We start from the raw sequence: 13,942 nt of genomic DNA, 5'->3' as shown, positions 1-13,942 counted from the left end.
GCAAGCTCCTGTGCGGCAGCGGCATGCCTTTGGGCAGGCTTTACTTTCACCGCCAATAACGTATCATATTAAATTCGTAACAGCTGTGAAAAGCTTGAGCCGCAAGGAGAGCCCGTGCTCCAGCGCAGGGATGATGAGGAAAGCGCCAAGGTACGGCCTTTTTCTAACCATTTAAAATAACAATTATTTTAAATGGTTAGAAAAAAAATTGAAAAAAATCCACATTACCCCCTTTTCAACCCGCCAGCATGTCTTATCTCTATGCCGGTGCGGGGCCGGCTGAACCGAGCGTTCGCTACGGCCTGTACGCGCAATATTTTCGGCGCAGACGCCGTACCGCGTCCGTTGCCGTGTCCCACGGGACAATAATAACATTTCCGGGAGGATCTGACGTCATGAAGCTGAAACCCCTTAACGACCGTGTCCTGGTCAAACGCCTTGAAACCGAAGAAAAGACCGCTGGCGGCCTGTATATCCCTGATACGGCTAAAGAAAAGCCTTCCAAGGGTCAGGTTGTGGCTGTGGGTCCCGGCAAGGTAGGGGATAATGGCGAGCGCACTGCCCTGGCTGTGAAAGCCGGCGACGAAGTGCTCTTCAACAAGTACGCCGGAACCGAGGTGAAGCTCGACGGCGTTGACCATCTGGTCATGCGCGAAGAAGATATCCTCGCCATCATCGACTAACTCCCACCTTTGCCGAATTACCACTAGGAGGAAATGTCCCAATGTCTGCTAAAGAAATCTTTTTTGACGTTAAAGCCCGCGAAAAACTTTCCCGCGGTGTTGACAAGCTTGCCAATGCCGTCAAGGTCACCCTTGGCCCCAAAGGCCGCAACGTGGCCATTGAAAAATCCTTTGGCGCGCCCGTCATTACCAAAGACGGCGTGACTGTCGCCAAGGAAATCGAACTGTCCGACAAGTTCGAAAACATGGGTGCCCAGCTCGTCAAAGAAGTGGCCTCCAAAACTTCCGACGCCGCCGGTGACGGTACCACCACCGCCACCATCCTGGCTCAGGCCATCTATCGCGAAGGCGTCAAGCTTGTGGCTGCCGGGCGCAATCCCATGGCCATCAAGCGCGGCATCGACAAGGCTGTTGAAGGCCTGATCACCGAACTTGCCAACCTTGCCAAACCCACCCGCGACCAGAAGGAAATTGCCCAGATCGGCACCATTTCCGCCAACTCCGATACCACCATCGGCAACATCATTGCTGAAGCCATGGCCAAGGTGGGCAAGGAAGGCGTCATCACGGTTGAAGAAGCCAAGGGCCTTGAAACCACTATGGACGTGGTGGAAGGCATGCGCTTTGACCGCGGCTACCTGTCGCCCTACTTCGTGACCAATCCCGAAAAGATGGTCTGCGAAATGGACAATCCTTACATCCTGTGCACGGAAAAGAAAATCTCCAGCATGAAAGACATGCTGCCCGTGCTTGAGCAGGTTGCCAAGGTGAACCGCCCGCTCATGATCATCGCTGAAGACGTGGAAGGCGAAGCCCTGGCCACCCTGGTGGTCAACAAGCTGCGTGGTGCCCTGCAGGTCGTGGCTGTCAAGGCCCCCGGCTTTGGCGACCGCCGCAAGGCCATGCTGCAGGATATCGCCGTGCTCACCGGCGGCCAGGTGGCTTCCGACGACACCGGCTCCAAGCTTGAAAACATGACCCTGGCCGAACTCGGTACCGCCAAGCGTATCGTGATCGACAAGGAAAACACCACGGTTGTGGACGGCGCCGGCAAGAGCGAAGACATCAAGGCCCGCGTGAAGCAGATCCGCGCCCAGATCGAAGACAGCACCTCTGACTACGACCGCGAAAAGCTGCAGGAACGCCTTGCCAAGCTGGTGGGCGGCGTGGCCGTGGTGCATGTGGGCGCTGCCACCGAAGTGGAAATGAAAGAAAAGAAAGACCGCGTTGAAGACGCCCTCAATGCCACCCGCGCTGCCGTGGAAGAAGGCATTGTGCCTGGCGGCGGTACCGCTCTTATCCGCGTTGCCAAGGTGCTTTGCGACATCAAGCCCGCTGACGACGACGAACTGGCCGGTGTGAATATCATTCGCCGCGCCATTGAAGAGCCTCTGCGCCAGATCGCCCTCAATGCCGGCTTTGAAGGCTCCATCGTGGTCGAAAAAGTGCGCGAAGGCAAAGACGGCTTCGGCTTCAACGCCGCCACCGGCGAATACGAAGACCTGATCAAGGCCGGCGTGATCGACCCCAAAAAGGTGACCCGCACTGCCCTGCAGAACGCCGCTTCCGTGGCTTCCCTGCTGCTGACCACCGAATGCGCCATTGCCGAAAAGCCCGAACCCAAGAAAGACGCCGCCATGCCTGACATGGGCGGTATGGGTGGCATGGGCGGCATGGGCGGCATGTACTAAGGCCGGTCCCTGCAGTTTAAACGTCTCTTATCAAAGCCCCCGCGCAAGCGGGGGCTTTTTTCGCAACAGGAGCATACCGTGATACGCTATGGCTTTGCATGCAAAACCGTTGGTCTGCCCGGAGCGGCACAAAGTAGTCTTACCCTGTCGCGTGCAAGCCGGGACAATCTCCTGTCCGTCAGCCGGAACAATCTTGGTGCGCTGGAAACCATGCTGCGCTACTGCCACAGACAGTCTCTTGCGCTCATGCGCGTCAGTTCCGATATTATTCCGCTGGCTTCGCACGAAGCGGTGCATTTTGACTGGCAGACCGAACTGCGGTCCGAGCTTGAAAGCCTGGCCGCCCTTGCCCACCAGAGCGGCGTGCGCCTTTCCATGCACCCAGGCCAGTACACTGTGCTCAACTCTCCCCGCCCGGATGTGGTGCGCAAGGCTGTGGCCGATCTGGCGTATCATGCGGCTTTTCTTGATGCCCTGCAGGCCGGGCCGGAGTGCCGCATAATCCTGCACCTTGGCGGCGGCTATGGCGACAGGGAGTCCGCACTGCAACGCCTGCGCAGCAACCTGGCTGCCTTGCCCGCTTCCATCCTGCAAAGGCTGGCCCTGGAAAACGATGAGCGCATCTATACTATTGAGGATGTTCTCGCAGTCTGCCGTGATTTTGATCTGCCTGCCGTTTTTGATATTTTCCATCACGAGCTGAACCCGCCCCCGCATGGCGACACACAGTACTGGCTTGACCGTGCAGGGGCGACCTGGAACTCACGCAGCGGACGCCAGAAAATCCATTATTCACAACAACTGGCGGGCGGCAAGCCGGGTATGCACTCTCTTGCCATTGCCATGCATCCCTTTATGCAACTGCACGGCCTGCTTGAAGAGCGCGCGCTTGATGTCATGCTGGAGGTCAAAGACAAGAATCTTTCGGCCATCAAATGTGCAAACCTGACCCGGGCGGGCCTGCCGCGCAAAAACCTCACGGAAGAGTGGGCGCGCTATAAATACCTTGTACTTGAACGTAGCCCCGGCGTGTACTCGGCCATACGCCAGCTGCTCAAAAGCGAAAATCCGACAGCAGAGGCGTTTTACGGCCTGCTCGAAGACGCGCTTGCCTGTCGTCTGGAACCAGGCAAGGCCAGAAATGCCGCAGAACACGTATGGGGATATGTAAGCAGAAATGCCCCGGCCAGAGAATCCGCCCGCATACTCAAAGACCTTGAACTTCTGGGCAATGATCTTACGCCGCTGCCCCGCATCAAGCGTAAACTACTGACCTTGGCGGCGGATAACAACGAAGACTATTTGCTGCACAGCCTCTATTTCTATATAAACTAGCTCTTGTGGCGCACAGATGCGGCACAGCCTCCATCAAAACCGCTGACTGCCTGCGGCTGCATGCAATGGCTCACCCAGGCGCGTCGCAACCACTCGTTGCCGAGCATGTCTAACGTTTTTTCTCATAACTTCGCACCATTACCTGCCGAAGAGAACAGCATTCTTCGTCACGCTTGGAGCAACAGCCGCAACGAGGCATGCAGACGTTCCGCCAGATGGTCCATCTCGCCAGCGCCACCGGCAATAATTTCGTCAACAACCCCGTGAATGGCTGAATAGATAATTGTAGCTGTAAACGCCGCGGACGAAAGCCGCCAGACCTCACTGTCCATCCCTTGCTGCAAAAGTTTTTCCAGGCTCATTGTGACAGCCAGCCGGTCAGCATCGGCCCGGCTGGCATGAACTGAGTGGTATACCAGATCATGCACCGCATGGCTTGAAAAATACGCATCCACATAAGCCGCAATCCAGGTCTGGAACCTTTCCTCCAATGCCGTGTCCGGCAGCGAAGCCACACGCCTTTCCACAGTTTCAATAAACTGCTGTGTATAGCGAACCCGTAGCGCGTTCAGCACGTCGTCCTTGGATTTGAAATGATGGTAAAATCCCCCTTTGGACAGGGCGGCCGCTGCAAGTATGTCGTTTATTGTCGTCGTTTCAAAACCCTTTTCAAGAAAAACCTCCTGCGCAATGTCAAGCAGGTCGGCCCGACGCTTTTCACCAGCGCTCATGCCGGCTTCATCCTCAGATAATATAGTGATTTTTTTCGGCATGCGCGACAACCTCGTAGTTCGTACTTCCCGTTCAATATGTTCCATTGCAGTACCGGAGCGCAATCTTTATTTACCCATTGACAGACCGACGGTCGGTCTTTATCTTCTTTATGTGCCGCCTGAGCTTCTCCCTTCAGGCCAAACCATAAGGACCTGTACATGAACAAAAAACTCGTAGCTCTGACAGCGGCAGCCTAGCTCGGAACATTTATTGCCGACATTGACATTACCATCGTCAACGTAGCCCTGCCAGCCATTCAGGCGGATGTTGACGCTTCTCTTGCCGAGCTGCAATGGATAGTCAATTCATACGCGGTCTGCCTTGCCGCGTTTATGCTGTCCGCCAGCGGCCTCAGCAACAAGTTCGGACTTAAAAGAATCTGGATGCTGGCCATGGCCCTGTTTACCGCATCTTCGCTTCTTTGCGCTTTTGCAGGCAATATCAGCCTGCTTCTTGTCGGCAGGAGCATTCAGGGTGCTGCCGGTGCCGTCATCATCCCCGGGGCCATGTCAATCATTTTTCACGCATTTGATGATGCCAAATTACGGGCAAAGGTTGTAGGCGGCTGGTCCACATTCAGCGCCATCGGCCTGATCGTCGGCCCGTTGCTGGGCGGTTTTCTGGTGGACCATACAGGCTGGCCGAGTATTTTTCTGATCAACATCCCCCTGGGCATCATGGCTCTTGCTCTTGGCGGTTGGGGGATGAAAGAAATAGCCGTTGAAAAAGACCTGCACCTTGATGTGTCCGGGCAGGTGCTGAGCATCCTCTGGCTGGGCGGCATGACGTACGCGCTTATTGCGGCAGGGCATGCGGGCCTGCTTGCGCCTGAGGTAACGGTACCGCTCGCAGGATCATGCATTCTGTTTGGCGTATTTCTGTTTCGGCAGTCCAGAACAGCCAACCCCTTGCTGCCCCTGCCTCTGTTCAGGCAAACCGGATTCGGCATACCCAACCTTGCCTCTTTTATACTGGGCTTTTCTACGTATAGCAGCCTGTTTTTCTTTTCTCTTTTTTTCCAGGAAGCACAGGGAGTCAGTGCCTCCGAGGCCGGGGTGCGCCTGATGCCGCAATTTTTGCTCACCGCGATAGTATCCCTCTTTTTTGGCAGGCTGCACAGCCGTGTCGGCACAAGATGGCTGATGGTTACAAGCTATGCTCTTATCGGCGTGGCCATGGTTTTGCTGTGCTTTGCGGAAGTGCAAACAGGCTATGTATATACGGGTTCACTGCTGGCCCTGATGGGTGTCGGCATGGGCGTGGCTGTGCCTGTTACAGGCGTGTGCGTTTTGGGCGCCGTGGAAAAAGCACGCTTTGCCACGGCCTCTGCCGTCATGAATGCCCTGCGCCAGGGCGGCATGGCATTTGGCATAGCCATACTGGGCGCTCTGCTCGGTGCGGAAGCGGTAAAGCATGCAACGCGGCAGCTCACGGCCGATGGCATTTCGCAGGCCGCTCTTCGAGCACAGACCCTTGTCTTCAGCAATGCCGCTGATGCAGAAGCTGCCCTATCCACTCACTATTACCGCGAGGCCATTGCCTACGGTTTTCAAAGTGCCATGCTGGCTGCTGGAGCAGCATGCCTTGTCATGGCAGTCATTCTGGCCGTCCAGGGCAAAAGCACCCCACCGGCTGTGCGCAGATAACATGCCTCGCCCTGCCGGTGGCGAAAAGGAGGGCGGTCAGATGCGCAGGCTGTTTGCACCACAGCAACGCAAAAACGCCAAGGCAGCCCGAAACCACAGTGGTTTCGGGCTGCCTTGCTGTCAGGCCGCTAAGCCTTGCGAGCTTGTTATCTGCTGGAGTAATTCACGCTTCAAATGACTGCGTAACGATCGGCAAAGCCGCCCTACAATCATTGGCGACAAGGATTTGTCTCCAACTCCTTGTCGAACATTTCAAGTGTGAAATGCTCTAGTCTTTTATCAGGCGGGCGGCTTCGAGCGCCTTGGCCTGTTCTTCGAAGTTCTGGAATCCGGCGTGGTGCAGGGCGTCGAGCACCGTGTCATCCCAGTTCCAGGTGGCATAGATCACAGGCTTGTGGAAGGCAGCCCGGAAGCTCTGCAGCTCGGAGCGGTAGAAGTCTTCCTTGGGGGTGTCCAGGTGTTCGCGGAACTGCTCATGGCGGCGCTGCAACTCACCTTCATACCACTCCTGAATATCCTGCGGATTTTTGTATTTCTTGAGGATATGCCCATAGCCGGTCTTTTCCATAAGCTCGGCCAGACGCTTGTGATGCTGCTGTCCAAGCCATTTGCCCAGACTGGATGTGGGAATGTTCTCGGCCTCCACAGCGGCGATGTCGAATACGGTCTGATAATAGGTGTCAGGCACCACCGAAGCGGACGTAATGCCCGCAATGGCAACCAGACCGCGCAGAATAAGGCTGTTGGACACGCCCTGCCCGCAGAAGCCCACCTTTTTTCCGTACTTCAGGCCGGTGAATATGCTCACCAGAATGGCCCAGACCACGGCAGGATCTTCTTCATCATAGATATGCGCAAGGCGCGAGTTATCACGGTCAGTGGCAAGCACCATCTGCGTCATATCGTTGGAACCGATGGAGAAACCATCGAATTCCGTAATGAACTGCTTGGCCAGGATGGCGTTTGAGGGCAGTTCTGACATGAGGATGATCTTCAGGCCGTCCTGGCCGCTCTTGAGCTTGTGCACCTGCTCAAGATAACTGCGCATGGAGCGGGCTTCTTCCAGGGTGCGCACAAAGGGCAGCATCATGCGCAGGTTAGAGCCACCGTATACGCCGCGGGCCAGCTTGAAAGCCTCAATTTCCCAGTCATGGATGTTGCGCGATACGCCGCGGTAACCAAGCATGGGGTTGTCTTCAAAATGCTCGAAGAGGTTGCCGCCAAGCAGGTTGCGGTATTCGTTGCTCTTGAAGTCCGTGGTGCGATAGGTGATGGGCTTGCCGTAGAAAGCCATGGCAAACAGGGCAAGGTTCTGGGCAAGGGTTTGCACATAGTGCTCCTTGCCGGTGCGGAAGCCGCGCGCCTTGATCATGCCGCGGATTTTTTCCGGCAGATTGCGCACTTCGTCCATTTCTTTCTTGAGCCCCGAGCGCAGCCCCACTTCTTCACGCAGATGGGCAATATTTTCCATCAGGCGGGTAACCGCGGGCAGATTTTCAATGCGTTGCACATGCGCCTCAACGCTGGCCTCAATTTCGGCAATACGCTTGCCGGACTCGGGGTCATTGCTGTTCTGCAGGGCAAGCTCGTCATCATAGCCCATAATGATACGCACGTGATCAGCCAGATCGGGCGAGGTCTTGAGCACCTCGATGCGGCGCGAGGCCATTTCCATGTGCTGGTCGATCTTGTGATCCAGTTCGCGCATCTTGCGGTGCTGCAAAAGCACATCTTCGGCGTTAAGGTTTTTGCCCGTGTCGGCCAGAGAGGCCAGTTCAGCGGAAAGCCCCGTGACCTCGCCCACATATTCTCGCAGGTTGATATTGAATACAATAAGGCCCGCAGCCATCTGCTCGCGCAGCACTTTGGAAAGGCGGTCTTCAAGCTCTTTCAGCTTGGTATGCACCACGCCCTCAAGCTCGCCCTTGTCAAAGGCTTCCAGCGCCTGCGGGTGAATGCTGATATTGCCCAGCATGAATTCGGCGCGCAAAAGGCCCACTTCAAACTGGTCAAAATCGCGCAGGCGGGAGAGAAAGAGCGCCTGGCCCACGTCGGCGAGCACAAGGCCCACCTTGGTTTTGGTGGCGGGCAGCTTGGCCACGTCCATTTCGCCGCCGACCTCATGCAGAGGCAGCAGGCCGCGGTATACGCGCCCGCGCGTGCCGTCAACCGTCACTTCCGCACCATCCAGCGCACGCAGCACATCCAGGCGCTGAATGCCGATCACTGCAGCAATGCCCAGCTCACGCGACGTAATGGCCGCATGGCTTGTATCACCGCCCACATCAGCCATAATGGCCGATGCCACACGCATGCCGGGCACCATGTCGGGGTCGGTGCGCTCGGCAGCGAGCACATCGCCCTTGGATATCTTGTTCAGCTCCAGAGCCGAACGCAAAAAGCGCACAGTGCCTTGTCCGGCCCCGCGCGAAGCGCCATTGCCTTCAACCAGCACCTCGGCCTCGTCAGCAGCCTTGGCGTCCACCTCACGGCGACGCATGAAGATGGTGGTGGGATGCTGCTCAAGGTCTTCGTTCCAGCGGGTTTCGGGACGGGCCTGCACGAACCAGAGCTTGTCGTTGGCGTCAATGCAGAATTCCGTATCCATAATCATGCCGCCGTAAGCCTTGCTTACGGCGCGCACCCCCTGGGCCACGCGCTCGGCCTGACTCAGAGAAAGTGCCCAGCGCAGGGCTTCAAGCTCGGGCACGTCCACTTCTCTGGTTCCGCCCCTTTCGTCATAGACGATCTTCATGTCCTTGCAGCCCATCTGGCGGATAACCACTTCACCGCCATCATCGCGCTGGAAGACATAAAGCTTGTCGGGCGTGACCTTGCCACCCACCACGGCCTCGCCGAGGCCATAACTGGCGTCGATGCTCACAAGCTCCCTGCGGTCGGTACCCCGGCAGCCAGTGGCCGTGTCCGCGGAAAAAGCCGTGCCGGAAATCACCGGATTGATCATCTGCATCATGCAAACGGAAAGGGAGGTGTGCTCAATGGCCCACTCTTCCTTGGCATTTTCGGCAATGGACTCGTCGCCCGTTTCTTCGGCCTTGGCCAGCGCATCCAGAATGGCTTCACGGCGGTAAGTCATGGAGCGCAGGTTATAGGCCGAGGCACAGTCCCAGTGATAGGCTTCCACGACCCTGTCTTCACCCACCATGTTGAGGTAGGTATCCTGAAGACCGGCAAAAGCCTTTTTGCGCGAGTCTTCACCGGCAGCGGAAGACCGCACGGCCACGGGGGTCATGTCATCGGCATTATCGCGGCAGATTTCACGGTAAGCTCTGCGCACGGCTTCGCAGACCTCGGCGGGAAGCTCCACCGAAAGTATGGCGGCCTGCACCATGACAGAGCGTTTGCGCAGCTGGTCAATGCCTTCGGGAGAGGTGGCGAAACCTTCCACGATATTATTGATAAAGGTACGCAGCTTGGTATGTGACTGTTCCCCTTCGGCCTTGGCGGCCTGATGGATCTGGCGGCCAAGCTGACGCACGAATTTTTGCAGAAAATCCGGATCCTGGTTGATTTCCGGGTCGTTCCAGTCGATGCGACCGTATTCGCGGTCTACAACGCTGCGCACAACACGCCCGTTGACCTTGGTTTCATCCAGAAGCTGGTGAAAAGCCAGAGAAGATATGGCACGAAAATACGGAGCCTGAATACCTTCGATCTGGCTGATTAAAGCCGTGTTATAGTTCTTACCACCAACAAGCAATTCCGCTTCGGGTCCAATCTGCACAATGTCAGCGCCGTTAAGCACCAGATTCTTCTGGACGGCTTCGGGCGCATGCCCCTTGGCTTTGTTTTGCGCAGGTTTGGCGGCGGTACTCTTACCCATGTCTTCCTCCGGTTTGGGAAACAGAAGCATTGCAACCTTGAAAATTGTATATCGGCATCAAAAAACTGTCCACAAATTCCCGCATCTCCCGGGGGAATCCGGTTTTGAGGACGCAAGCCGGACAATCCGGCCCGCTCCCCGTCCGCACCCGGCCCGCCAGCCCTGTTGCGGGGCCGGCGGGTTTTGTGGATGCGGGCAGCTTTCGCCTGGCCGCCCGTCACAGGGCTGGCGCAGACAAAGCCGCAAGATGCGGTATCTACACGGCTAACTCACCCGTGAGCCGCAATGGGGACAGAATGAGATGTTCTCCAGCGGAATGGGCTGGCCGCAGGCCTCGTTGGCGCATATACGCGGCACAGGCCCCAGTTCCACAATAAGCTCGCCTTCGCGCACAGAGACCATCTGCTTGCTTTCCTTGAAATCAGCAGTTTTCAGCACGCGCTTGACCATACCGTCCACAGGGGCGAGCACGGCCTTTTCCTGCTTCATGATGGACACGTTGAACAGTTCTTCACCGGCTTTCACCACATCACCGGGATGCACATACATGACCCACAGGTCGCCGTTGCTGGGCGCAGCCACATGATACTGGTTGGCGGGGTCGGCCATGAGCGTCCCCTTGGTTGCCGTGCCCACAGGCTGGCGCACCTGCACCTCGCAGCTCATGAATTCAGAGTCCAGCACATAACGGCAGATGGATATCCCCGCCTCATTGGGCGACGATATGCTCAGCAGAAGCAGGTGGTGGGGCTTGCCGCTACTGTCGTTGAAGTACAGGTCCTGCCCGGCCTTGAGGCCTTCAAACCATACATGCAGGGGCAGGTTGTTGGGGTCACCGAACTTTGCCTTGAACTGTATGGTCTTGAGGGCGTCAGCCGGATGGTTGAGGTAGAGCACGAATTCTTCTGCATTGGGTTCGCGCTTGAGAATGTCTGTGCAGGCCTTTTCTTCCGCAGCCAGGTTGAGGTCCGGCAGAGCTTCGAGAGGCGAAACCTCGGTACGGCTGGCTATGGCATTCTTCCATTCCGCCCCGAAGGCGCTCCTGTACACCCAGTCGGCGGGAAAGCCCAGAGGCAGCTTGCCAAACTTGCCCAGCAGAAGGTTGCGGAAGGCATCGTTGCAATCGCGGTAGATATGCAGACGGGCCTTGCGCATTTCCTCTGTAAGCTCTCCTTCGGGGGTGCGTGTCACTTCAGCAAGCACCTGAAGCAGATAACGCACTTCATCTTCGCCGCCGCGCTTCCACGCGCCGGTCACAGCCAGAAATGCCGTATTCCAGGTGATCTGCGAACCGGGTGTCACATCGTGATAGCGCACGATCTGGCGTGAACCTTCAAGGAATTTGAGCATATAGGGCAAAAGATGAATATAGCCCTGCTTCATGGCTCCTTCCTGCGAGGAAGAGGTAGCTCCGCCGGGCATGCCGTGTAGGGTCACATCATAGTCGATACCCTGGAAGTACGGCGCACAGTAGCGGTCGTAATAGGGCATGATCTGCTTGCACACAAAGTTCGCGGCCCGGATGGCGTTTTTGTCCAGATTGCACTGGAGGCCCAGCTCATCCTCAATATAGGCCATGGTCGCCAGCACATCGCCCTGGCCATAAGAACGCACGGCAGACCCCAGACCGGCATCAATGATATGCGTTCCGGCCTTGGCGGCCGCGCCGCAGGCGGGCACAAAAAGCCCGTCCGTGTAATGGCGGTGGTAGTGAAGCACGAGGTCGGGCCAGGCCTTACGGATGGCTGAGACAAGCTCGGTCATGAAGCGCGGCGGGCATACGCCGGCCATGTCCTTGAGGCCCAGAATGATGTGTCGCGATGCCGCCTTGGGGTCGACCCCCATAATGTCGGCCACCATACGCAGCATGGCTTCGGTCACGCCGAGGTAATGCGGCACGTCAAAACCCTTGGCCCAGGAAAGAGAAATGGCGGGCTGGAAGATGACGTCCTTGCGGTCCATGACCACTTCAGCGATGGGCCGCATGTTTTCCACATGGTTCAGAAAATCGAAGCAGCGGATGATCTGGTAATAATCACAAATCATCTCGCCTGTTTTACGCATCAGGTTACGCGGCTGCGGCGTATAGCCCAGCACGTTGGTAGAGCGCACCAGCAGCTGCTTCATGGTTTTGGGCGCAAAGCGGTTCCATTCCTTCGCCTCGGTGAAGGGATAAGTCATGTTGGCCAGCATCGCCACATGAAAATGCGCCCCACCGCCGTTTTCAATGGAAAAATAGCCCACATTGTCCAGATACGGGCCTATGAGCCGGTCTTCCGCCAGGCGGAAGCGGTTGCCCGAGTTGGATTGGGTAAAGTCGCGCGGCGTGGTGTCGGTAAAATGTACCAGCCCAGAATCACGGATATAATCCAGCGTGGCCAGACGGTCGCCCTGCGGATAGGGCGAAGGCTGCCGTCGCTGGGCAGATGTGATGGCAGGCAATACCGGCTCGAAGGGACCAAGACAGGGCGTGGTATCGGAACGGTATTCGCCAAGCTGGACGTACGGGTTGTAGCCCTTGGCGGATATTTCGGCCACCAGCTTGGAAAGGCGCTCGCCCTCCGGGGCCAGGTCTGTGTAGACCATAAGCTCCGGATGATCCGCGATAAAGTTGGTATTGATGTTGCCCTGGCGGAACAGGGGATTTTTTATGACCTGACGGTAGAACGGAATGGTCGTCTTGATACCGCCGATGACATACTCGCTGAGCGCGCGCTCCATAATGCCCAGGGTCTTTTCCCAGTCATGGGCGTAGGAGATGAGCAAAGCACCTGCCGAGTCGTAGTTGGCGGGAAACTCGTACCCGGCGCTGATGTTCGAGTCCAGCCGCACACCGGGGCCGCCGGGCGATACGTAGCGCGAAATCAGGCCCGAGTTGGGAGCAAAGCTGTTCTGCGGATTTTCACAGTTGATGCGCACTTGCATGGCGCAGTAGGAAGGCCGCAGGTTTTCCTCGCGATAGCGCAGTTCCGCGCCAAAAGCCACGGCGATCTGCTCTTCCACAAGGTCAATGCCGTAGCGGCATTCGGTGATGCCGTGCTCTACCTGGAGGCGGGTATTGACTTCAATAAGATACGGCGTGCCGTCGGGGGTAACCAGAAATTCCACCGTGGCAAGGCTGTGATAGCCCACAGCCCGCACCAGACGGCGGGAGTAGTCCTTGAGGCGCTCGCGCAGGTTGCGGGTCATGCCCGGCCAGGGCGAAGGCGTGATTTCAATAAGTTTCTGGTGGTTACGCTGCACTGTGCAGTCACGCTCGTCAAAAGCAAAGACATTGCCGTACATGTCGGCAATGACCTGAATTTCAATATGGCGCACATCGGCAAGAAATTTTTCCACGAAAAGGCGCGGGTTGCCGAAAGAAGCCTGAGCCATGGTGGAAGCCTTGAAAAAGGCGTCTTCAAGCTCGGCCTCATTATGAATGGCAAAAATGCCGCGTCCGCCGCCGCCGCCCTCGGCCTTGAGCATGATGGGCAGGCCTATTTCACTGATAAGCTGCCTGGCAGTGGGGATGTCCACCGCGCCGTCTGAACCAGGTACAACGGGAATGCCAAGCTTGCGCGCCACCTCACGCGCCTGCACCTTGTTGCCGAGCAGATTCATGGCCTCGGCCGTGGCCCCGATAAAGGTGATGCCCGCCTCCTTGCACCGCGCGGGAAAGCGCGTGTCTTCAGAAGCAAAACCCCAGCCGGGATGGATGCCCACCACGCCCCGCTGTTTGGCCTTGGCGATGATGTTGTCGATATCAAGGTAGGCGCGGGGGTCCGCACCAAGCAAAACCAGTTCCTGGGCGGTAGAGGCCGCAGGAGCGGTTTTGTCCACATCAGTCGCTGTCATGGCCGCTACGGCGTCAAATCGCTCGCGAATGGAACGGCAAATCCGCCGGGCCGGAATGCCCCGGTTGGCAACCAGTATTACCTTGCCCTTCAGAAAATCCTGCACTTCCGAGAATGTCTTGTTGGCCATGCC

The 13,942-nt window shown here is 57.2% G+C and carries 7 protein-coding genes; 4 read left to right on the top strand and 3 right to left on the bottom strand.

Features of this window, described 5'->3' with window-relative positions; translation table 11 throughout:
* Positions 1–395: 395 nt before the first annotated feature.
* The 3 genes from groES to uvsE all read left to right on the top strand — a co-directional run bounded on the left by groES (position 396) and on the right by uvsE (position 3,709).
* Positions 396–683, top strand: a complete 288-nt coding sequence (groES, locus tag ACZ495_RS02710; protein ID WP_012625173.1) for a co-chaperone GroES — start codon at positions 396–398, stop codon at positions 681–683.
* A 41-nt stretch (positions 684–724) separates the two neighbouring features.
* Positions 725–2,374, top strand: a complete 1,650-nt coding sequence (groL, locus tag ACZ495_RS02705; protein WP_012625174.1) for a chaperonin GroEL — start codon at positions 725–727, stop codon at positions 2,372–2,374.
* Positions 2,375–2,452: 78 nt separating this feature from the next.
* Complete coding sequence (gene uvsE / locus ACZ495_RS02700; protein WP_464262561.1) at positions 2,453–3,709, top strand: UV DNA damage repair endonuclease UvsE; 1,257 nt, start codon at positions 2,453–2,455, stop codon at positions 3,707–3,709.
* Positions 3,710–3,876: 167 nt separating this feature from the next.
* Here the strand turns inward: uvsE and ACZ495_RS02695 are convergent, their stop codons facing one another.
* Positions 3,877–4,440: a TetR/AcrR family transcriptional regulator gene (locus ACZ495_RS02695; protein WP_072311789.1), complete on the bottom strand. Its 564-nt coding sequence runs from the start codon at positions 4,438–4,440 to the stop codon at positions 3,877–3,879.
* A gap of 252 nt (positions 4,441–4,692) precedes the next feature.
* Between ACZ495_RS02695 and ACZ495_RS02690 the strand changes: the two genes are divergently transcribed.
* Positions 4,693–6,129 carry a DHA2 family efflux MFS transporter permease subunit gene (locus ACZ495_RS02690; RefSeq protein WP_464262884.1) on the top strand — a complete coding sequence of 479 codons (1,437 nt, stop codon included), beginning with the start codon at positions 4,693–4,695 and terminating at the stop codon, positions 6,127–6,129.
* Positions 6,130–6,397: 268 nt separating this feature from the next.
* Here ACZ495_RS02690 and ACZ495_RS02685 read toward each other — a convergent pair whose 3' ends face one another.
* Together ACZ495_RS02685 and ACZ495_RS02680 are read right to left on the bottom strand one after the other, a co-directional pair.
* The gene (locus ACZ495_RS02685) at positions 6,398–9,973 is read right to left on the bottom strand and encodes a PEP/pyruvate-binding domain-containing protein (RefSeq protein ID WP_012625177.1); all 3,576 of its coding nucleotides are present in this window, start codon (positions 9,971–9,973) and stop codon (positions 6,398–6,400) included.
* A gap of 264 nt (positions 9,974–10,237) precedes the next feature.
* Positions 10,238–13,939 (bottom strand): pyruvate carboxylase, encoded by a 3,702-nt coding sequence (locus ACZ495_RS02680; RefSeq protein WP_012625178.1) that lies wholly within the window; start codon positions 13,937–13,939, stop codon positions 10,238–10,240.
* Positions 13,940–13,942 lie beyond the last annotated feature (3 nt).

This window comes from Desulfovibrio sp. GTC20076 (genome assembly GCF_055385905.1).
Note: the sequence above shows the minus strand (reverse complement) of the source record. Positions and strands in the feature narration are given on the sequence as shown.